22 protein-coding genes are annotated in these 20,048 nt (G+C 70.4%); 8 read left to right on the forward strand and 14 right to left on the reverse strand.

The genetic code is table 11. The features are described 5' to 3' along the window. Positions 1–105, forward strand: a 105-nt coding sequence (locus ACZ7FF_RS39535; protein WP_470818872.1) for a LexA family protein, incomplete at its 5' end; no start/stop codon positions are given. Between the two features lie 221 nt (positions 106–326). Here ACZ7FF_RS39535 and ACZ7FF_RS39540 read toward each other — a convergent pair. From ACZ7FF_RS39540 to ACZ7FF_RS39550, 3 genes are all read right to left on the reverse strand, one after another. Next, positions 327–545 carry a hypothetical protein gene (locus ACZ7FF_RS39540; RefSeq protein ID WP_470818880.1) on the reverse strand — a complete coding sequence of 73 codons (219 nt, stop codon included), beginning with the start codon at positions 543–545 and terminating at the stop codon, positions 327–329. Positions 546–745: 200 nt separating this feature from the next. Continuing rightward, positions 746–1,309 (reverse strand): Uma2 family endonuclease, encoded by a 564-nt coding sequence (locus ACZ7FF_RS39545; protein ID WP_470818881.1) that lies wholly within the window; start codon positions 1,307–1,309, stop codon positions 746–748. 981 nt (positions 1,310–2,290) lie between these two features. Further along, positions 2,291–3,142, reverse strand: coding sequence for an IclR family transcriptional regulator (locus tag ACZ7FF_RS39550; protein ID WP_470818883.1), 852 nt, complete (start codon positions 3,140–3,142; stop codon positions 2,291–2,293). Between the two features lie 418 nt (positions 3,143–3,560). On the opposite strand from ACZ7FF_RS39550, the gene ACZ7FF_RS39555 reads away from it, so the two are divergent. The 6 genes from ACZ7FF_RS39555 to ACZ7FF_RS39580 all read left to right on the forward strand — a co-directional run bounded on the left by ACZ7FF_RS39555 (position 3,561) and on the right by ACZ7FF_RS39580 (position 9,409). Continuing rightward, complete coding sequence (locus ACZ7FF_RS39555; RefSeq protein WP_470818885.1) at positions 3,561–4,007, forward strand: hypothetical protein; 447 nt, start codon at positions 3,561–3,563, stop codon at positions 4,005–4,007. Between the two features lie 1,014 nt (positions 4,008–5,021). Further along, positions 5,022–5,312, forward strand: a complete 291-nt coding sequence (locus tag ACZ7FF_RS39560; protein ID WP_470818887.1) for an SH3 domain-containing protein — start codon at positions 5,022–5,024, stop codon at positions 5,310–5,312. Positions 5,313–5,433: 121 nt separating this feature from the next. Further along, positions 5,434–5,715 (forward strand): hypothetical protein, encoded by a 282-nt coding sequence (locus ACZ7FF_RS39565; RefSeq protein WP_470818888.1) that lies wholly within the window; start codon positions 5,434–5,436, stop codon positions 5,713–5,715. Next, on the forward strand, positions 5,672–6,199 hold the full coding sequence (locus tag ACZ7FF_RS39570) for a hypothetical protein (RefSeq protein WP_470818890.1): 528 nt from the start codon (positions 5,672–5,674) through the stop codon (positions 6,197–6,199). Before ACZ7FF_RS39565 ends, ACZ7FF_RS39570 begins: the two co-directional genes overlap by 44 nt. Before the next feature lie 775 nt (positions 6,200–6,974). Beyond that, positions 6,975–8,240 (forward strand): ParA family protein, encoded by a 1,266-nt coding sequence (locus ACZ7FF_RS39575; protein ID WP_470818892.1) that lies wholly within the window; start codon positions 6,975–6,977, stop codon positions 8,238–8,240. Further along, positions 8,237–9,409 (forward strand): ParB/RepB/Spo0J family partition protein, encoded by a 1,173-nt coding sequence (locus ACZ7FF_RS39580; protein ID WP_470818893.1) that lies wholly within the window; start codon positions 8,237–8,239, stop codon positions 9,407–9,409. The genes ACZ7FF_RS39575 and ACZ7FF_RS39580 overlap by 4 nt, the downstream gene beginning before the upstream one ends. A 546-nt stretch (positions 9,410–9,955) precedes the next feature. Here ACZ7FF_RS39580 and ACZ7FF_RS39585 read toward each other — a convergent pair. The 10 genes from ACZ7FF_RS39585 to ACZ7FF_RS39630 all read right to left on the reverse strand — a co-directional run bounded on the left by ACZ7FF_RS39585 (position 9,956) and on the right by ACZ7FF_RS39630 (position 18,835). After that, positions 9,956–10,516, reverse strand: a complete 561-nt coding sequence (locus ACZ7FF_RS39585) for a DUF6197 family protein (RefSeq protein ID WP_470818894.1) — start codon at positions 10,514–10,516, stop codon at positions 9,956–9,958. 71 nt (positions 10,517–10,587) lie between these two features. Then, entirely contained in the window at positions 10,588–10,776 is a 189-nt protein-coding gene (locus ACZ7FF_RS39590; RefSeq protein WP_470818896.1) for a hypothetical protein, read from the reverse strand. 73 nt (positions 10,777–10,849) lie between these two features. Beyond that, a complete protein-coding gene (locus tag ACZ7FF_RS39595; protein WP_470818898.1) occupies positions 10,850–12,946 on the reverse strand; it encodes a nitroreductase family protein in 2,097 nt (698 codons plus the stop codon). 80 nt (positions 12,947–13,026) lie between these two features. Then, positions 13,027–13,443 carry a conjugal transfer protein TraB gene (locus ACZ7FF_RS39600; RefSeq protein ID WP_470818899.1) on the reverse strand — a complete coding sequence of 139 codons (417 nt, stop codon included), beginning with the start codon at positions 13,441–13,443 and terminating at the stop codon, positions 13,027–13,029. Between the two features lie 18 nt (positions 13,444–13,461). Continuing rightward, positions 13,462–15,537, reverse strand: coding sequence for an ATP/GTP-binding protein (locus tag ACZ7FF_RS39605; RefSeq protein WP_470818900.1), 2,076 nt, complete (start codon positions 15,535–15,537; stop codon positions 13,462–13,464). A gap of 145 nt (positions 15,538–15,682) precedes the next feature. Further along, positions 15,683–15,913 (reverse strand): carbohydrate ABC transporter, encoded by a 231-nt coding sequence (locus tag ACZ7FF_RS39610; protein WP_470818902.1) that lies wholly within the window; start codon positions 15,911–15,913, stop codon positions 15,683–15,685. Beyond that, a complete protein-coding gene (locus ACZ7FF_RS39615; RefSeq protein WP_470818904.1) occupies positions 15,910–16,383 on the reverse strand; it encodes a hypothetical protein in 474 nt (157 codons plus the stop codon). The genes ACZ7FF_RS39610 and ACZ7FF_RS39615 overlap by 4 nt, the downstream gene beginning before the upstream one ends. A gap of 112 nt (positions 16,384–16,495) precedes the next feature. Continuing rightward, the gene (locus tag ACZ7FF_RS39620; RefSeq protein ID WP_470818905.1) at positions 16,496–18,046 is read right to left on the reverse strand and encodes a DUF2637 domain-containing protein; all 1,551 of its coding nucleotides are present in this window, start codon (positions 18,044–18,046) and stop codon (positions 16,496–16,498) included. Positions 18,047–18,298: 252 nt separating this feature from the next. Beyond that, a complete protein-coding gene (locus ACZ7FF_RS39625; RefSeq protein WP_470818978.1) occupies positions 18,299–18,487 on the reverse strand; it encodes a DUF5999 family protein in 189 nt (62 codons plus the stop codon). Between the two features lie 168 nt (positions 18,488–18,655). Then, entirely contained in the window at positions 18,656–18,835 is a 180-nt protein-coding gene (locus tag ACZ7FF_RS39630; RefSeq protein ID WP_470818907.1) for a hypothetical protein, read from the reverse strand. A gap of 34 nt (positions 18,836–18,869) precedes the next feature. Between ACZ7FF_RS39630 and ACZ7FF_RS39635 the strand changes: the two genes are divergently transcribed. Continuing rightward, positions 18,870–19,346 carry a hypothetical protein gene (locus ACZ7FF_RS39635; RefSeq protein ID WP_470818911.1) on the forward strand — a complete coding sequence of 159 codons (477 nt, stop codon included), beginning with the start codon at positions 18,870–18,872 and terminating at the stop codon, positions 19,344–19,346. 274 nt (positions 19,347–19,620) lie between these two features. On the opposite strand, the gene ACZ7FF_RS39640 is transcribed toward ACZ7FF_RS39635, so the two are convergent. Then, positions 19,621–19,914, reverse strand: coding sequence for a hypothetical protein (locus tag ACZ7FF_RS39640; protein ID WP_470818913.1), 294 nt, complete (start codon positions 19,912–19,914; stop codon positions 19,621–19,623). Between the last annotated feature and the right edge of the window lie 134 nt (positions 19,915–20,048).

Here is a 20,048-nt window from a genome sequence, read left to right on the forward strand (position 1 = left end):
GACGGCCACGTCTGGCTCCTCCCGCACAACTCGGCCTACGAGCCGATCCCCGGCGACGACGCCACCATCCTCGGCAAGGTCGTCGCCGTGCTGCGGCGTGTGTGACCGCCGCGGCGGACGGGTGGAGGACGTCTTCCCGTACACCGGGGGAAGATCGAGCCCGGACCGAGGCTTGGGACCGGCAGTGCGCCGATGCCGTTGCCGTCTCCGGGAGTGGTCGTTGCCCGAGCCGATGCGTGCCGTACCGACATAGGCGTGGTTGGGCACGCGGCTGGCGACGGCCACTCACCGATCAGCCGTGTGAACAACGCTTCAGGTAAATAACTCTAGGGTTGGGACGGTCCCTCTTCGGGCCGCCCGCCGGTACCCAAGGTTCGCCGCGGGGTCGCGCTCGGCGCAGGCTGGATGCCGAGTACGCCGCGGGCTCGCAGCTCCTCCAGGTCGGGGAGGCGGACTCCGGGGAGGGAGTCGAGCAGATCGGCCTGGGCGGCGCGGATGCTGTGTGAGTCCTCGGGGCCGATGCCCAGGGCGCGGCGGGCTGTCACCCGATCATCGTACGGGCAGCACTGCAGCAGCAGACGGTGTACGGAAAGACCTCGGCAGGCGCTCGATGCGCTGCGCGGCCAGGTCGCGCCCTGTATCCGCTGCCGGCCCGACACGGCCCTGGGCCTGCTGGAGTAGGTGCTGCGCAGGCGCCCCTGGTGGCGGGGGGGTGCCAGCGCAGCGGTCGGTGGTGGCCTGCCGGTTATTTCAGCAGGTGGGCTGGGTCGATGGTGAGGGGGAAGGGCTCGGTGAGGTCGGTGGCCTGGCCGGCGGTCAGGGCGCGGTCCATGTAGCCGCTGGTGCCGTGTCGGGTGCCGCAGTACAGGCGCGTGACAGGCTCCAGCTCGAGGCGCCAGTAGTGCGGGATGCCGGCCGCCGCGTACAGCGCCGGCTTCATCTTCCGGTCGGTGACCCTCGTTGAGGGGGAGGCGATCTCGATGACCAGGATCACGTCGTGGGCGTCGATGCTCAGGCCGGCGGCCGCGGTGGCGTCCGCGTCGGCGACCACGATGTCCGGGATCAGCATGCCGTCCGGGACGACCATGTTCACCGCCTCCAGGACTTCCAGGGGCTGCCCGGAGGCTTCGGCCGCGTCCTGCAGGAGCGCGGCCAGGCGGCGCGAGGCCCGCTGGTGGGCAACGCCGGGGCTGGGACTCATCACCAGGGAGCCCCCGACCAGCTCGATCCGGTTTCCGGCATCCTCGGGCAGGGCCAGGACCTCGCCAACCGTCCACGGCCCCACGTGACCTTCGGCAGCAACGCTCACCGTTCCCTCCTGGCAGCGGCTTTCGACTGTGTGTAGTTCCAGTCTGCCGGGGCCAGACGCTGCTTGTCTGCCCGCGGCGTGCCGCACGGGCCGGCCCTGTCGCTTGGGTGGCTCCGGTGCTCGCCCCGCCCAGGCGGCTGCTTAGGATCCGCCCGTGACAGACATACCGGACGACCTGATCCAGCTGGAGAGATCCGCAAAGGCCGTCCAGCACACGGTGGAAGCCCCCGCCGTCAGCTAGCGCTTCTCTCGGGTGACAGTGGCGCAGCAGCGTCCTCAGCCCAGCACGAACGCCCCGCCGCACGCGGCACCGGCTGGGCACGGCAGGTCCTGTCCGAGGCGCCGCGCTGGCGGGTCAACACCCGTCCCCCGTCTGGTTCTTGTCCCGGCGGGAGCCAGCTCGTGCTCGCGTCCTCGTTAGAATGTGCGGGCAGGGTTGTGTCGGCCCGCCGTCGGTACAGCCCTGCATCCTGTGCCGGACAGGCGGCTGTCTTGGGCGGCACGGAGCCGGGCATACCCAGCCCAGCCTCCAGGGACGACAGGCCCCGTGTCACAGCGTTGTCAGGAGTGCATGTAGCCAGGGGCGAGCAGGTGCGGCCATTTACCCCATGCAGCCGTGGGGGAGGCCTGCGGCAGGAGCCGGAGCCGACCTCCCCGTACGCTCCCTGCGTCGGTCATGCCCGGGCGCTGCGCGTAGAAGCCGATGTAGCTCGCCACGACAGCCAGGGAGCGGTAACCGGGGCCGCGCGCAGGCGCGGGGCGGCCCGGGCTCCCATGCGGAAGCGAGCGGGCACCGCGCGAGGGGTGCCGTTCGTGAGAGCTGTCAGCCTGCCAGTCCTGTGCGCTTGGAAGGTGGGCCGGAGGGCGTGGCAGGCGTCGGCGATGCGGCGGATGTCCGTTTCATTGTGGATGTGCCTTGGCCAGGGATAAGGATGATGCGAGGGCGGCCCTGGTTGTTGGGGCGACGCCGGTTCACCCGGCTTATGGGTACGGGTCGCCTTCGCCCGAGGCCATCAGGCGTTCGGCGGCCGCGGTGGTTGCGGCGACGGGCAGCGCCAGGTTCTCGGCGGGCATCAGCGAGGAGGGCTTGAGGACGGAGACGGCCCCGTAGACGGCGTCACCCCACATGACCGGGGCGGCGACCGCGCTCCAGCCGGGGATCTCCTCCCGGCTGACCGCGTATCCGTCCTCGCGGACCCTGGCCAGGGAGGCGACGAACTCGGCAGGGTCGCGCATCACGCCCGGCCCGACGCCAGCGGCGGGAACCGGCTGCTCCAGGAGGGCAGAGACCAGGCCCGGGGGCAGGTGGGCGGCGATCACGCGCCCGGAGGCGCCGATGCGCAGGGACTGGCCGATCTCGATCAGGTCGACGACGCTGAGCCCGAGCGATTCGAAGTCGTAGCGGCCGGGCGCACTGGCGGCATAGACCTTGCGTGGGCCGCCGTATGGCGAGAGCACCCACAGCATCGCGAAGCCGTCCACGACGTCGCTCAGACGCTCCAGGATGGGCCGGGCGGTCGTGGCGTCGGGCGCGGCGGCCATGGCCTGCATGCCGATGGACGCGGCGCCGGGTCCGAGCCGGTACCGGCCCGGGGGCACCCGCAGAAAAATGGAGGTCGCGATGCCGGATTGCAGAATCCGGTAGACGACAGCGACGTTCAGGTCGGTGGCGGCAGCGAGTTCGCTGGGGCCGTGATCGGTTCCCGGGAGCAGGGTGAATGCCTGGACGATGAGCATGACGCGGCGGGCGTGTTCCGTTCCGCCCGAGCGGGCGGCGGGCTCGTTCTCCGGCTGGGATTCGGCAGTCTGTATCGGCGTGGTGCGGCTCAGCATGCTGTTCCTTATCGCGCATGCCGCCCTTCCCCGGCGGGGTGATGAAGGGCGGTCGTCCCCGTAAGGCCCGTCTGTCCGCGCGGTGTTGCCGGTCGGACGTAGGCCCTCGACCCCTAGTCGCTCGCCCCCCGGTGGTCGCGAATCGAACCAGTGATCGCAACCTTACATGCGCCAGGCGGAACGCCATCAGGGTTTTACACCCACCCAAAGCAGGCAGACTGGCGGGGCATTTCGCGACGTGAAATATGGTCTGCCCATCACGCGAAATAGGCCGTCCAGGCGGCCCCATATCCAGGGGTATTGCGCTGTGCGAAAAGCCTACGAGGCGAGGAATATTGCACGGGGCGGAAACATTTGACAGGCTCGATTAGCGGAGCATTGACTTTCCCGAAACGGAATTCACGACTACGGGGGAGTAATGCAGAGCAAGCTCAAGACCCTGATGCTCGGTGCGGCGCTCGCGGGCGCGGTCGTACTGCCCAGCGCCACCGCGGCGTCCGCAGCGTCGGACCCGGTGCAGCACCCCGCGTGCGGGAGCTACAAGCTGCCGGACGACCACAAGTGCCTCATGGCCGTGCGTGGAAAGGCGGTCAACGGCTGGTACACGACGGTCAACCTCCACGCGAAGAAGAAGAACGGCCACGACTGGGTGTTCGGCGCGGCCTGGGTCGGCAAGGGCGGGCACGTGTGGGTCGAACGGCAGCATGCCGGACACACGCAGACGCTGGGCAAGAAGACCGCGCTGGGCGACGGGGCCGTGTCGATGGGCTGGGACGGGGCGGTCTACGACGGTCCCGGCTACAAGGCCAGGGCCTGCGCGGACCTCAAGGGCGGCAAGCTGCGCGCGTGCACGGACTGGTTCTGACGAGCACCCCCGCGGGCCGGCACGGGCAGGTCGGCAGCGACCTAGCCCGCTGGCCCACCCGGTGAACGAACGCGGTCCTCGTCGACCGCGCCGCCTCCAGCACGGGAGGACTTCCGTGCAGGGCGGGCACCGGCCTCCTGCCGCGCATGCTCCCACCTCACCCGTGTGTCGCCTCACGCCAGTGAGGCGACGGTAGGAGCCGGGCCCTGGTGAACGTGCGCAAACACCGAAAGATCACCGCCTCGATGTCCCGGTGGGCGCGCTACTGCTGCCAGGCCTGGGAGTGCCCCCGCAGGAACGGAAACGGGCGCGAGGTGCACGACGGTGCGCACCACGGTCTCGGTGGGCTGGACCACTTCCCTGAACGGTTCGCGGGTCTTGCCATTTTCGTTCACAGGTCGGTCGGCGCGGGCCTCGGTGGTGCGTGCCTCTCACTCCCGACGTCGGTGCACGGGCGAGCAGTACCGCGGTGGCCGGCCCCGGCCGCTGTAGGGGCACCGGCTGGCCGCACCACTCGCACGAGCAGCTGCTCGCGCGTGCTCGTCATCTCGTGGATCTCGTGCCGCTGTCGCGCGTCCTGTCCGCCCGAACCCCTGGGCCATCAACGGCGCCTTCAGTTGTTTGCAACACGCTTCTGCTTGTCGCTACGAGACCGGCGGCCGGCCCTCGCGCAGGCGGCGGGCGCCGCGGCCGCTGAACTGCTCACCCTGGCCGGGAGCGGCCACCCCGAGGGGCGTCGGATAGGGGGCGCACTGATGGAGGCCACAGCAGCTACAGCCCTGAGCTGGCATCAAAGTTGACCATCTGGGCCACCTGACGTGCTCAGCCACGGGTCACAAGTCTGGCAAGTAAACCGCAAAGCACTAGGAAAATATGTTCGATTAAATGCGACCCGACTGTAGGGTCAAGCCCTTAATGATCATGAGCCTCGGTCGGGGGACCGCGCTGTTCCTGTTCCGGAGTGCTGAGGCGTGAAGAACGGGGAGAGTTGTGCGAGTGAAAAGGCTTATGGCGGTGGCTGCTACGACGGCCGCCGTGGTGGTGGGCGGACTGCCCTTCGCGACGGCAGCGCAGGCTGCTCAGGTCCCCACGCGGTTCCTGCAGTCGGTGACGCTCAGGGCGAAGCCCACCACTTCGTCGACGGCGCTGGGAGTCATCCCCAAGGGCACGGTCCTCAGCATGACCGACACCGATTACGTCCTGGGGGGAACGTACACGGCGTGCGGCGCCACCGAGAAAGTCTGGTACCCCGCGACCTGGCACGGCGTCAAGGGCTGGGTCGTCGGCACCTGCGAATCCTCCTGATACCCCGGTCGTGCGTGAGCCCAGGTGCCCACCTGTCCGCAGGTGGGCACCCAGGCCGCCGGCCCGACACTGGCTGCGAGCGGTCGCACGCACTGAGGTGAACGCGGCATTCGAACGGTGATTGGGGCGCTGGCGCGCTGCCCGCGAGCGGATGGCGTTCGAGCGGCTGCAGCAGCGCCTCGCCCGCCGCGGCGCGGCAGCCACGGCCGAGGGGGCGCGCCGCTGGCCCGCGCACTACGTCGCCTTCGACCCCGTCCACACCGCCGCAGACGGGGACGTGAGCGCCTGGCCCTACACCCGCCGCCGAGCCGTACTGGAGGCCCTGTTCACCGGCCACCGGCTGGGGGGCCGTTCACGCTGTGTCCCTCGACCACCGGCCCCGCCACCGCCGAGAACTGGCTGACCTGGTCCGCCGCCAGCATGGGGAAGGGCTCTGCTTCAAACGGCTCGACGCTCCCTACCGGCCCGGACCCTCCCGCTCCTGGCAGAAGTACAAGATCCGCGTCACCACCGAAGCCATCGCCGCCGCCGTTACCGGCCCACCCACCACGCCACGGACCGTGCTCCTGGGCCGTTACGGCACCGGGGGTCGGCTGCTCTACATCGGCCGCATCACCACGTTGCCGGCCACCCTCGGCCGCGCCCTGGCGGGCCGGCGCACGCTCCCGGCCGGCGTGCACCCGTGCGGGGGGTGGACGTTCTCCGCCGGATGGGGCACGCAGCGCCTCCTGGAAGTGGCCCTGGTCCAGCCCGCGCTGGTGCTGGAGGTCGCAGTCGACGTCGCACGCGACGCCGGCGGCCGGTGGCGCCACCCCGTACGGCCCCACCGGCTCCGCGACGACCTGGACACCAGGCACGTGCCCCTCTTCGACGACACGGCACCGTAGACGGCCGGGTGGGTTTGTTCACGAGAACCGACACACCACTGGCCGCCGCCGAGTGGTCGGGCAGCTGTCCTTGAACCTGGCTTCGTCAGAGGCGGTTCTGGATCCAGTAGGCGAATAGGCCGGTGAGGGCGGTGCCGGTGCCGTAGGACAGTCCACGCAGCAACTGCGAGAGGAGGACACGGCGGTAGCGGCACTCGATCTCTTCGTAGTCCGAGCCGCCGGAATGGCTGCCCCGTGCGATCGCACTGGAGGCCCAGGCAGAGTGAGCCGGGCGGCGGTAAGGCCGGTGATTACGGCGTAATCGCATCGCCCTGGTGTCAGGCAAGAGAGATGCCGGGCTGTTTCGGGGAGAGAGGGGCGAGTTGGCTGCCCAGCGTCGTCCGGCGCGTAGCCGGAAGAGGGCCGCAGCGCACCTGACTGTGGCCCTCGCAGGCTGGCGGTGAGAATCCGGACGTCGCGCCGCCACCGTAGATGCCTCCGGTTCGGTTGCTGTGGGACCGCAGCGCCTTGTTGAGGGCGGCGCCAGGGGCGTATCTACCGAGGCGAGTCGAAGGTGCTCGTGGGCCGAAGTTCGCCGTGTTCGTGAAAGACAGCTGACTCTTGGAAGTTCGCACGGGTGGCGGCCCGCTGAAGGAGGTTCGCGTAGTCCGCTTTCCCCCGGATCTGCGGTCTGTGCGATTACGGGGTAATCGCTTCAAGGAGCGGAAGCCCTAGACTTTGCCTAACTAACGCGTCACTGCAGCCAACGATCATGGACGTTAGTATGGTGTCCTTCATGAGTTCACCAGCCACGTCCAGCGACCGCGAGAAGGTCGTCTCCAAACTGCCGGCATGGCTCCGGCAGGACCTCAAAATCAGAGCCGCCCAGCACGGCATCGACATCCAGAGCGCGGTCGAACAGGGCATCAACGACTGGTGCAACCTGGCGTCTGCCACCGCAACCGTCGACACCTCCGGCGCCGACTCCTTCTCGACCTTCCTTCCTCCCGGTCAGTGGGAACACTTCCGGCAGATCGCGGCCGACCGACGAGTCTCCCTCATCCAGGGCATCGCCCAGTCCGTCAAGCTGTGGCTCGACGCCAATCCCACCCCAGACGTGGTGCGCCCCGAGATCACCCGCCGCATCATCGTCTGCAACCAGAAGGGCGGCGTCGGCAAGACGGCCATTACTGCCGGCCTCGGAGAAGCACTCGCCGAAGACGCCAACACCCTGCACCCCGTGCGCGTAGCGAAGGCGCTCACCAAGGCGCTCCGGGCAAGCGACGTGCAGGACGAAGAAACCGAACTCGCCGACAGCCCTCTCGACATCGAGAACCTCCCCGGCCTCGGACTGCGGGTCCTCCTGGTGGACTTCGATCCCCAAAGCCACCTCACGAATCAAGTTGGCGCATCTCCGCTGCCGATGAACGGTGACAGTCTCACCAACCACATGGCGGGCGACGCGAAGGGCGAACTCCGCGACCTGATCGTCTCCGTCGACGACGAGCACTTCGGCGGACGGCTGCACCTGCTGCCCGCCTGCAACGACGCCTTCTTGCTCGACGTGCGCCTGTCCGCCGTGCGAGCCCGGGAATCCGCCCTCGAGCGGGCCCTCGCGCCGCTTGAAGCCGATTACGACGTAATCATCGTCGACTGCCCGCCCAGCCTCGGCCTCAGCATGGACGCCGCCGCCTACTACGGCCGGCGCCGGGACGGAGAGAAGCCTGGCCAGTCGGGAGCTCTCATTGTCGTCCAGGCCGAGGACAGTTCGGCAGACGCCTACGAGCTACTCACCAAGCAGGTCGACGACCTCCGCAACGACCTTCAAATCGACGTTGACTATCTCGGCATCGTCGTCAACCTCTACGACTCCCGCCGTGGCTACATCGCCACCTCGTCGCTCCAGGGATGGGTCGACATAAAGGATCCGCGAGTCGTCGGGCTCATCGGCGACCTGAAGGAACAGAAGGAAGCGGTCCGAGTGAAACAACCCCTGCTGTCCTACGCGCCGAAATCGCAGCAGGCCGTCGGTATGCGCGCCCTCGCCAGGGAGGTCTTGTGAGCAAGGCCGATCAGCTGGGTGCCGGCCGGTTCGGCGGGGGAGTGCGTCCCGTCAGCGCGCGCCGCCAGGCCGTGGCCGCAGCCACAGGGGTCCCGACCACAGGCGTCGCCGCACCGTCGGAACTTCCCGTTCACCGCATCAGCCTCAACCCCGACAATCCGCGTACCACCCTCGGTGACCTGACCGACTTGGCCGGCAGCCTGAAGACGCACGGGCAGAAGCAAGCGATCACGGTCATGAACCGTGACGCCTACATCGACGCCAACCCGAGTCAGGAAGCCGCGCTGGAGCCCGACACGACCCATGTTGTGGTCGATGGCAGCAGCCGCCTCGCCGCCGCTCGCGAAGCCGGTCTAGCCACCATCAAGGTCATGGTCAGCGACGACCAGGGAGCCACCTCTGAGGAGCTTCTCGAGTCGGCCCTCGTCGCCAACATCCACCGCCAGGACCTCGAGGAGATCGACGAAGCCCGGGCCCTGCAACGCCTGCTGGCAATTCACGGGAGTCAGCGAGCCCTGGCCAAGCGCCTCCACCGCTCGCAGGGCTGGGTTTCCCAACGCCTGGCCCTGCTCAACCTGATCCCCGAGCTGCAAGCCCGCATCGGCGAGGAACCCATCGACCTTCTGCGCGCGGTCGGCAACAAGCCGGCCGACCAGCAGGAAACAGCTTTCGAAGCGTTGAAGGCTGATCGGGCTCGGAGGGAGGAAGAACGGACCCGCACAGCAACAGGGCAGGTTGAACAGGCCGCAGACCGGCGCACGGGCACTGCGCAGGTGCAGCGCCGTGACGCCGGCGCGACCACCGACCACGTCTCTGTGGACGGTCCGCCTGGCGATTACGGCGTAATCACCGACGCGCCCGATCCGAATCCGGCCGCAGCACTGGAGAAGCCTGCAGCGACAGACCAGCCTGCGGTCTCTACTACGGCGACCGCGCAGGATGAACCGCCTGCCACCGACGTAGGGCTGGTCACGCCTTCGCTCCCCGTGCAGAGCGCCGCCAGCGAGACGGCATCTGGTGCGAGGGATCAACAGCCGAAGAGATTCCCCTACGAGGACGGCGTCTACGTGGCCCAGCTGCTGATTCACAAGATGCCGTCGAGCGAGTTCAACAGGATGTTGGACATCTTGATCAAGCACAGGGACAGCCAGACCGTCTCAGCTGGCTGATCCTCTGCGAGGGCTGTGCGAGTGCTTGATCTGAGGTTGGGCCCAGAGTCTGAAGTAGAAGTGGCCGGTGGACCCTGCAGAACACCCATCCACCGGCCGCTCAACACGAAGACGGTGCCGACACAGTCTCCTCATGAGGGCGACAATCCAGCTCTCGCGCTCTCAGCTGATGCGGTAACCCGACAGCAGTCCGAACGGAAGGGCTTGTTGTCCGCGGACAACATCACAGTGCAGCCCACCCGCCCCTCACGCGCGTGGGGACCTTTCCCTCGCGGAGACCGCGGAGTCCGACACCGTCGCGGCGAACACAGCGGCACCCCCTAGCTCCTCAGACTCCGCGTGATTCGTAGGAACTCGGCAGATGTCCTGAAGCGGCGACAGCCGCAAAGCGGTTCCGGTCGGCTTCTCGGACCTCTGCTGCCTCGTGACGCCCTGGCCGACCGGGTCGTCCAGCTTCCAGTCCAGGAACCGCCTGCCGGGGAAGTCGGGCGTCCTGCGCGGTCCTCGGCACCGGCGGCTTGTGCGAGGGCCAGGCGGAGCGCCCGGTCAGAGGCCGCGTGCGTCGGCCAAGCGGGCGGCCTCGCCGACCATGCGGACCGGGGTCCGGCTTGTGCCGTGTGCATCGTTGAAGGACGGCACGGAGCGGACATGGTCGCCGAACTTGCGGCGGATCGCATCCAGGAGCACGGCGGCCGCGTCGGCTTCCAGACCGCGGTCGCCGCGGGCCTCGGCTCGGATCGCGCCGAGCAGGCAGCGGGCGCCGTCTTCGTCGACCAGGGCGCCTGAGCACCAGCCGCCGGTGAGCAGCCGGTGGTGGGCCCGCTGCAGCAGGGCCGCGACCGGGGTCGGGTACGGGTCCGCCAGCGGGGCGGGCTCGGTGTAGGTGTCGGCGGGGACTGTGATGACGTCGGCCAGGTCGACGGCGCTGGTGGTGAGGTGCGCCGTGTTGACCTCGTAGGCGACGGCGGCCTGGTCCAGCCGCACGGTCATCGCCGCGGTGGTGAACGCCATGCGTTCCTCGAGGGACAGTGCCGCCGCCGGTGCGGCTGCTGCTGCGGCGGCCGGGTGGATGAGGTCGTGGGCGGGGGTGGTGCGGGCCTGGGGCATCGGGCTTCCTGGGGGCGTCGAAGGTGCGGGGGCTGGGCGGCGGCCTTCGACGCCGGCGCCAGGGCGGGGTGTCAGATGCTGGCGACCCAGTCGGCCACGGCGGCGGCCGCGTCGTTGATGGCGGGTGCGGCGCCGGTGAAGGCGAGGAAGAAGCCGAGCAGGGCGCAGGTCAGAGCGTGTGAGATGCGTACGGAGCCGCCGCGGATGAGGACGAAGACGATGATGGTGAGCAGGACGACGGCGGAGATGGATACGGCCACGGTCGGTGTGTCCTTCGCGGTTCTGGGGGGCCGGTCGGGTGTGGCCGGGCCCCGCTGGTGGGTGTGGGGTGGGTCAGACGCCGGAGAGGTTCTTGATGGCTTCCAGGGCCTGGCGGGGCGAGGTGACCGCGTCCCGGCGCGGGGCGGTCGTCTTGCCGCCGCGTCGCTTGCCGCCATCGTTCGTGGGCGCGTCGTCGGGCTCGGGGCCGAACTCGCCGGGCCGGGGCGGCTCCGTCCAGTCGAACCACAGGTCCCGCTTCTCCAGCTCGCGGATTTCGTGGTCGGTCAGGGTGGCGACGGCGTCAGGGAAGTAGCCGTCGATACCGGCCTTGAAGTCCATGAACAGGGTGCGCAGGACCTCGGGCTGCTTGCCCTCCACGATCCAGCCGGCGCCGCCGGTGTTGGAGTCGGTGGGCGGCTCGGGCTCGCCGCGCATGACCCGCTCGATGCGGCCCTTCTCTGCCGGGGAGAAGCTGCGGGGGAGCGGGTCGGGGATGGACTCTGACGGGATGCCGAGGGCCTTGAACATGTCGCTGACCTTCTTGGGAGCGACCTTCAGGACTACCGGAATGCAGTTCTCACGGAGGTTCTCGCACAGCAGCTGTGTGAACCCGTCCTGCACGTAGATGCTCTGCCCGGCCACCTTGATGCCGACCGCGTACTTGCGACCCTTGACCGACACCAGCTCTGCAAGGTCCATGATCTCGGCGCCGTAGTCGCCGTGGCGGGCGGCGGAGAGGAACTCGTCCAGGTAGGCGCTGAGCATGGCGTAGGGGCAGCCCGGCCGGGTGGGGTCCCACTCGTGGACTTGGCCGTCCTCCCACGGCATCGCGCCGCGGATCTCCATCAGCGCGACCAGAGCCCGAAGGAGCCGGAGCATGTAGAGCGCGCCGACGCCGTAGCGGGCGGTGTGCCGCCCCAGCGCAGCGGTCTTCTCGTCCGGCGCTTCGGTGGCCAGCATGATCACGGCCCCGAACAGGGCGTCGGCCGCGACGTGCAGGCCCATGAGCTGGGTCTTGCCGCCGCCGGACGGGGCGACGAACAGGCCGTGGGCTGCGCCCCGGTCGGTGTAGACGCGGTTGCGGGCGGGCTGGCCGTTGCCGAGGTAGCCGGTCACCCAACGCCCCTCCTTGTCGGGGGTCAGCAGCTCGCGGGTGGCAGGGAAGACCTGCGCCAACGGGCTGCTGTCCCACAGGGAGACCAGGACCTGGCTGCCGTCGACGGTGACGAACAGACGGCCCTCGTCGTACTTGGTCTTCAGCGCGGCCGCCAGGGCGTGGAGGTTGACGCGCGGCTCGCCCAGCTCGTCGGGGACCTCGGCGATGTAGTGAGTCACCTTGCGCTGCTTGTCGCGGGCCTTCTCCACGAAGACGCTGCCCGGGACGGGCCCGCCGTCGGCGCCGACGCGGTCGGCCCACCATTCACGGTCGCTGGGGTTGGTCCGGCGCCGTTCGGCCCGGTCCGGGGTGATGTGGACCTCCAGCCAGCCCGGGCCGCCCTGACGTCCGTGCTGCTGCTGGACGGCGGCGAGCGTGATCACGTCCGGGTCCGCGTCGACGCCGAAGGCGGCCGCGACGGCGGCCTCGGTCAGGCCGGTGATGGGGCGGCCGGCCTCGGTGGCGCGCAGCAGCAGCGACAAGTCGTGCGGCATGCCCGGGTGCGGGGTGGCCTTGACCACGAGGGTCCGGCCGGGGAGCCCGGCCCGCTCCCACAGCAGGCGCACCTGCCGGGTGAACGCGTCGGCGCCGTCGTGCGGGACGGCCGGGGTGGGGGCGGCGGGCTGGAGCTGCGGGGCGGGGGCCGGGGCGGCGAGGGCGGGACGGTGGCGGCGCCGGGTGTGCCGGGAGAACGGCATCACCAGCCAGCCGGCACCGGCCCACGCGGCGGCGAGCAGGCCGTCGAGCCAGTACGGGCCCCAGCCGGGGCTGTGCTTGGCGACGACGTCGACGGCGGCCGCGAGCACGAGCGGGGACCAGCGCAGAATCTTGCGGCCGGCGCCGGGTTCGTCGCTCTTGACAGCCAGGACCCAACCGCCGATCCCGGCCGCGCCGGCCAGTTGCACGACGGTGTTGGCGGGACTGTCGGGCACAAGGTTCGGGGCCGCAGCGAGGACCGGGGCGGCCAGCGTGTAGAGGGTGCGCTCCAGTGCGACGCTGCGCGGCACGGACACGATGTTGCTCCTTCGGCAGACGGCGATGGGCGGCCCGCCGTCCGTGGCGGGCCGCCCATCAAGGGGTCGGGGCGGGTGGGTCAGTGCGCGAAGAACCCCGGCTTCGGGGTGCGCTCCTTACGGGAAGAGCGGATGTCGTCCAGCGCCTCGTACAGCCGTGCGTGGGTGCGCCGTGTGTCGTGGGCGAGGCCGGACACCTCGGTGGCCGACTCGTGGAGCCGGTGCATCTCCGTGGCGGCGCCGCCCAGCGCGACGGCCACCTGGTTGGTCATCTCCACGAACCGGTTGTCGAGTTCGGCGTTGGCGATGTCGACGGCCAGGCGCTCGGCGCGCTGGGCGTTGCGCTGCATGCCGAGCAGCAGGGTGCCGAGTTCGCCTTCGGCGAGGTCCATGGCCTGGCCGAGCGTCTTGAGTTTGTGCTGGACGGCCTTGTAGCGATGGTCGCCGTCGGTCGGGGCGGCAGCACAGCCGCCGGTGTGAGGAATGAGGTCACTCATCAGCGGCCTTCCTTCCTGCTAGTCGTGGTGGGCGGCGGCGGAGGCGTGGGACAGGCCCGACTCGTCCATGGCCTGAATGTCCTGGCTGTAGGTGCGGCCGACCGCCGTGGCGGCGATCCGGGCGGCCTCCGAGGCAACTGCGCATTCGGTGGCGCACCGCTCGGCCTGCATCTTCATGCGCGTCGCGGCGTCGGCCAGGTCCGTGATCTGCTCGGTGACGCAGGTGTCGATGTTGTGGTCGCCGAACAGGTCGGCGGTCATGTCCCGCAGGGCGTCAGCGACCTTGCCGAGCGCGGCGGCCAGGTCCTGGGCGCGCTCGGTGTCGAGGCCGGCGGCGATCGCGACGTTCACGATCTCCGTCAGGTACTCGCCGAAGGTGATGTCGGTGCGGTGCTGCGCCGCGAGGCCGGAGTGACCTGCCACAGTGCTTTCCTCCTCGATGGGTGATGGGTGCTCGGGGCGGGTGGTGCCGGGCCGTTCGGTGTGCGGCTCGGGCGCGGGCGGCAGCCCGGCCGGATGCGCCACACCGGCCCGGGAGGGATCGGCCTGGTCGTCGACGATGACCGCGTCCCAGACGTCCTCCTCGTCCTCGGCGGAGCGCGATGGCGGGGTCGGGCGGCCGGGCCATTCGGCGGTGGGAACGGACCGGTCCGGCCCGAACGGGCTGTCGGCAGCTCGGTCGTCGCCGCTGCGCGCCTTGCCCGGGCGACGGCGGAACCAGTCGTCGCCACGCCCCTTTCCGGAACCGTCAGACGTCCCGCCACTGGCCTTCCCGGGCCTGGCTGACTGGTCGGATGCCGGGCGCTGCTTGCGGCCGTCAGACGCGGCGTCAGGCCCCTTTTCGGGCCCGCCCTTCGGTGAGCCGCCCTTGGAGGATTGCCCCCACGGCCCCCACCGCTTCCAGCCCCGAGACGGATCGGACTTGTCCGCGCCCGGAGCGGGCCCCGGACGCGGTGAGTTGCTGCCGGTGCCGGTGCCGGTGCCCTTGGGCCCGAGCCGGTCGTCCGGCCGCTTCTTCCACGGCGGCACCGCCTGCGGCAGGAGCCGGCCGCCCTTGCCGCCCCGCCCGCCGCCCGTGTCCCTAGGCGTATTGGTGTTCTTCGGCCCCGGCGGTGTCCGGTCGGTGGACTTGCCGGTCTTGTCACGGGGCGCGGGTGGCTTGGGCCTGTCGCGGCGGGACGGGCCGAGACCTCCCCCGCCGCCTCCGCCTCCGTTTCTGCGGGGTCCCTTCTTCGGGCCGCCGCCCCCGCCCCCGTTGGAGGGGCGGTCGCGGTCGCGGCGGAACCGGTCGGGGCCCGTGTCGGATCCGCCGCTGTTCCGCTTCTGTCCGCCGTCCTTCCGGGACCCGCCTGCGCCGTTGTCACGGTCTTTCTGGCCCCTGCCGGAGGTGTTGCCGCCTGCCGGGGAGTTACGGCGGTCTGAGGGGCGGTCAGGGACTTTTTTGCCGCTGCTGCCGCCTGCGGGGCCGCGCCCCTGGCTGCCGTTGCCGGACGCCGAGTTCGGGCGTCCTCCTCCAGAGCGTCCGCCCCCGCCGCCCGGACCGCCGCCCGAGCGGAATCCGCCGCCGACCTTGCCGCGGTGCAGCCCCGCCGCGTCGCTCCGGCCGCGCGCGGCAGTGCGGTCCGCCTGCGCCTGGCTTTGGGCCTGGCGCAGTTTGCCGTTCTGCTCGATCAGCGCGACCTCGTGCGCTGTGCGGGCTTTCAGCAGGGCCGCTTTCCGTTCAATCTCGGCTTCCCGGAACGGCTTTTCCGTCTCACTCCGACCCCGGGCCACCTCTATGCGGTATTCGAGCCAGTCACCCAGCCGGTCCGCCAGAGAACGGCGCTGCTGATATTCACCCTCGTATTCCGTATCGCTTTCCTCGTCGGGTTCGGCGGCCGGAATTCCGTCCGATGCCAAAGCGGATTCCGGTCGCATCGGCGTCGGAATGGGCGGCAGTGACAGGGTCTCTTCCTCCGGTGGGTCCGATTCGCCATCCGGGCCGGATCCCGGGAAGAGCCGTCCGGGGTCCGCTAATTGCGGCGGTCGGTCCAGAACGCCGGGGGCGGGGAAATTGATGAGCCGTCCGGTGTCTTCTTCGGTGTCGTCGGACACGTCGGACTGTCCTCCTTCAAGGCTTGACAGCGGGTCACCGCCTCGCGTACGCGTGTGCGCGCCTGGGCGGGTGGGCGTGTGGGCGCCTGGGCGTTGGGAACGCCGGAAAGGGGCCTCCGTAGGCCCTTCGTATGCCGGCGGGCGGCTACTGGGTGTGCTTGAGGTAGACGGCGTGCAGATCGTGCGCCAGCGACCGGAGCACGGCCACATCGCCGCGCTTCATCGCTTTCTTTCCGTGCGTCTGCACCAGCATCAGCAGGAAATAGAAAGCGCCGAGGTCTTCCCCGTGTTTTTCGATGAAAGATTCGCGCTGCCTCAGCAGATATTCGCGGGAGCGCTGAGCCGTCAGCTCAGATTTGAGAAGCGGCCTGCTCACGCCGACTCCCTGTTACCCAGGTTGTAAATCGACGTAGGACCACCGTAGCCGGGGTTCGCCTGCTTGTCACCCCACTGTGCGGAATTTGGCTGGGCGGCCTGGAGCGGCGGGTTCTTCTTCCGCTGCTTTTCGAGTTCCTTTTCTCGGCGCTTTCCGGGCAGCGCCTGCACGTCGTCGGCGAATGCATTGCGCTTGTAGGCGGTCTTTTCCAGGCTCTCGGTCAGTCCTTTGACGTGCTTGAGGACGTCCCTGAGGGCGCCTTCCACGGGCAGGGCGCGCAGCCGGGCGTGGTACCAGCGGTCGCCGTCCACGTGGGTGCCACGACAGTGCACCCGCGTCTCACGGGCGAGAAGTTCCAGGTTGCTGCCGATGTCGAGCAGCACCCGCTGAACGTCGGCGAGGTAGCGGGCGGTTGCGTCCGGGCTCTGTGCCACATCCCGCAGCGGCATGTGGGTCTGGTCGCTGTTCACAGGGGGTTCCTCCTGCTGTACTTGGGGGGCTGTCGACTGGTTTCCGGCAGTCGCGGCGAGGGCCAGCCCAATTCGAGTGGGCTGGCCCTCACTGGTGTGTGCCGGACGGTGGTCAGGGCCGGTAGCCGCTGGAGAGCAGGGCTGCGGCTTCCTGGCGGTACTCGGACGCGGTGGCGGGACTGACCTGCAGGGCATCCTGGATGGCCGCGAGCGGAAGACACCGGGCCATCTCGCGCTGGACGCTGTCCAGTTCGCCGAGCGGGACGACATGGTTGGCGAGGGCCATCCGGGCAACCCTGCGCACCGCGCGCTCGCGCGGGCTCAGCCGCGCCTGGTCCTCGGCTTCGACCGCGCGCCGCTCGGTTTCGGCGGCGGTGAGCCGCGTTTCGGCAGCGGCCAGTTCGGTGTCGGCTTCGCGCTTGCGGGCGTCCTGGGTGCGGGCTGCGGCGAGCGCCTGGCGCTCGGTCTCCTCGGCCGCGAGCCGGTCCGCTTCGGCGGCACGGCGCCGCGTTTCGGCAGCGGCCTGCTCCATTTCGGCGGCGGCCCGGTCGGCTTCGGCGGCACGCCTGCGCGCTTCGGCGATGGTGGCCGTCTCGATCGCCTGCGCCTCCGCCACGGCAGTCTGGTCCGCCTCGGCTGCCGCCTTCCGCTTGAGGGCGGCCTGCTGCTCCAGCTCGGCGGCACGGACCTCGGCGGCGGCCTGTGCCTCGCGTTCCTGGGCTTCCTTGCGCAACGCCTCGGCCTCGCGGGCGCGGGCCTCGACGACCACCGCCGTCTCCAATGCCTGCTCTTCCAACTCCGCGGCTCGCTCGGCGGCGCCGGCCTGGGCACGGGCGTGGGCGCGGGCCTGGGCCGTTTGGCCTTCCACCCGGGCGCGGACGGCCTCCAGCTCGCCGTCAGCCTCCAGCCGGTCGGCCTCGGCCCGCTTCTGCGCCAGCTCCCTGCGCGTTGCCGCGTCCAGGCGCCGGCGCTCAGCTTCCTCAGCCCGGGCCTCGGCCTCGCGTTCCTGCTGCTCGGGCAGCGCGAGCGCTTCGGCGACGGTGTATCCGTGGGCCGCCATCGTCATCGGCAGCCGCTCGTCGTCGCTCGCCTTGCTCAAGTCGCCCTGGTGCTTGCGCTTGAGCCACTGCTCGTAGGCGGTGAGGTCCTGCTGGCGGCGGATCATCTCCGGGTAGGAGCGGATCCCGTGCAGGCGCATACGGCGGTAGAAGCGGGGCGTGGCGACGGGGGCCAGGATCCAGCGGTGCAGCGGGATCCGGTCCGTCGCGGTACCCGCTTCCAGCCTGGCCTTTTGGATGATCAGGCGGCGGGCTGCCTCCACCCCGATCACGAACAGGATGGGCATGACGCCGTGGCTGGCGGCCCGGACGGGGTCGGTGCTGATCCGGCCCTGTGAGCTGGCGTTGAACCAGATCGTGGCCGCGGTCATGGCGTGCGCGGCCAAGCGCAGCAGCGGCCACGGCGTCCGCTTGCGGATCAGGTACAGGTCCAGCGCGAGGAACGCGATGATGCTCGCGTCCACGCCGACCGGGAACCACGGCGCCAGCCTCGCGCTGAACCCCCAGGCCAACGCGACGCCGGCGAGGGTGCTGTAGGACATCGCAAAGCCGATGATCCCCACGAGCATCCCGCCGCCGGCCGCGACCGCCGACAGGGCGGTCATCAGGCGGTCGCGGCCAGGGCGAACAGGGGGCGTGATCGGGTTCCGCTTAGGTGCGCCCGAAACGGTGCCGGGTGCGGCCGAAGCGGGGGCCGGTGTCCCCGAAGCAGGGTCCGGCGGGGGCGAAGCGGGGGGCTCGAAGGCCGCATGTCGCGGCAGGTCGGTGACGCTCACCGGAGATCTCCTCAGGGGTGATGGGGGCGGCTCCGAAACGGGGACGGCCGTCCCCGAAACGGCAGTGGGCGGAGGCGAAACTCAGGCGAAGGCGGCGGACCGGTGCGGCGCGATGGCCCGGCCGTCGGGGAGGAGTTCGCCGGTGTCCTCGAAGATCAGGACGCCGTTGCACAGCAGGCTCCAGCCCTGCTCCGGGTGAGCGGCCACGACGTGCGCGGCTTCCCGGTCCGGGCTCTGCGCGGTCAGGCAGGCCGGGATGTGCAGGCACAGGGAGCGAGGCTGGCGGGTCGGCTCGGTCGAGTTCGGCAGGGTCGAGGTACGCATTGGGTCCTCCAAAGGCCAAGAGAGTGATGACCGGCTCGGCCCACCGCTAGCAGCGGCGGGCCGAGCCGGTCAGGTGACCGACAGAGGTGGCGGTGTCGGTCGCGCGGTGGTCGGTCAGCGCCCGGGGCGTTTCAGCCGGTTGGTGTAGGCGTCTTGCAGCCGCTCGAAGGTCTCGCGCAGCCGCTTGCCCGCCGGGCATCCGGGGAGATTGCGGGTGCAGCGGGCGCAGGGGTCGGCGTGCTGCTGGTAGGCGCGGTGGGCGGCTTGGTAGCGCTCGTACAGGTCGTCAGCCACGGGCCCGTCCTCCTCGGTGGTGCCGGCGGGCGGGGTGCAGGTCGGTGACGCGGTGCCCGGCATCCCATGCGGCGGCGGCCGCGAGCAAGAGCCGGGTGAGCGGGTGCGTGGGGCCGACTGCGGCAGCGACTCGGGCGGCGCGCTGATGTGCCGCCCGAGCCGCTTCTATGAGGTGCGGCATGCCAGCTACCTGCAGGCGCCGCAGATACCGCCGTTCCAGCCCTCGAACCAGCCCCCGCACCTGCTGCACTGGCCGCCGCCGGACGCGGTGGGCGGCACCGCAGAGGGCGCGGAAGCGGTGGCGGAGGGCTTGCAGTCGCTGCCTCCCTTGCACAACCACCTGCCGCACATCGGGCAGGCGTCATCGGCCATCACCGGACGGTGCAGGGTCAGCACCGGCTGCCGCTCGAAGCCGGGCATCATCTCCTGCAGCGTGCGGCGCGCCCGCCGGCCGGCCGGGATCCGGGCGTCGCTCTCGCGCACCATCCGCGTCAGAAGGTCATTGAGCTGACGGTACGCGGCGGCGGGGCAGACGCCGGCGTGCCAGCCGTTGCACCGGCCGCATGCGTACTCGAGATTGGCGGCGGCCCGTGATGTGCGGGTTGCGGGGCGTGTCATGATCGCTGTGGTCATGGGAACTCTCGCTTCCTGGTGACCGGACAGCCCCGGAGGGTCAGAGCTCCGGGGCTGTCGCCTGCTGGCTGGCCGGACGGCCAGCCACGGCCCTCCTCCCGCCCCCTAGTTCGCGCGCTCTGGCGGGGCGGGAGAGGGGCCGTGGCGGATCGTCAGGCAGCAGGCGCGTACACGCTCGACTCCGCGGCGGGGCGGATCAGGTAGTCGCTGTCGGTCCAGACGGTGCCGACGGCGAAGGGCTGGCCGTCGGGGCGGAGAGTGTCGCGGACGATGACCGCCCACCGGGCGGCAGTCCTGCGCAGCAGCTGCGCGGCATCGGCCGACGTCGTGACGAGCGCCAGGACCTCGAACCGGCCGTCGGTGTTCTGGTAGATGGCACCAGGGCGGCGGGGCCCGATCTCGTTCTGGACGCTCGGGCGGATCGGGCGGGATGCGATGCTGTGCATGTAGGTCAGTCCTCTCGTGTGGGTGACCTGCGACAAGGCCCCCCCAGGGCTGCATCCCTGGGGGGCCGTCGCATGCGGGCCCCGCACCGTGGCGGGGCAGTGCGTCCTGCGCACTCCGCCGACCACCGAACCCG

It is taken from the genome of Streptomyces sp. NPDC037126 (assembly GCF_055605965.1).

Coding starts and splice junctions, on each gene's coding strand:
- ACZ7FF_RS39585 (WP_470818894.1), bottom strand. CDS start 10,516: ATGCCCCAGGCCCGCACCACCCCCGCCCACGACCTCATCCACCCGGCC.
- ACZ7FF_RS39600 (WP_470818899.1), bottom strand. CDS start 13,443: ATGAGTGACCTCATTCCTCACACCGGCGGCTGTGCTGCCGCCCCGACC.
- ACZ7FF_RS39575 (WP_470818892.1), top strand. CDS start 6,975: ATGAGTTCACCAGCCACGTCCAGCGACCGCGAGAAGGTCGTCTCCAAA.
- ACZ7FF_RS39620 (WP_470818905.1), bottom strand. CDS start 18,046: ATGACCGCCCTGTCGGCGGTCGCGGCCGGCGGCGGGATGCTCGTGGGG.
- ACZ7FF_RS39640 (WP_470818913.1), bottom strand. CDS start 19,914: ATGCACAGCATCGCATCCCGCCCGATCCGCCCGAGCGTCCAGAACGAG.
- ACZ7FF_RS39555 (WP_470818885.1), top strand. CDS start 3,561: ATGCAGAGCAAGCTCAAGACCCTGATGCTCGGTGCGGCGCTCGCGGGC.
- ACZ7FF_RS39550 (WP_470818883.1), bottom strand. CDS start 3,142: ATGCTGAGCCGCACCACGCCGATACAGACTGCCGAATCCCAGCCGGAG.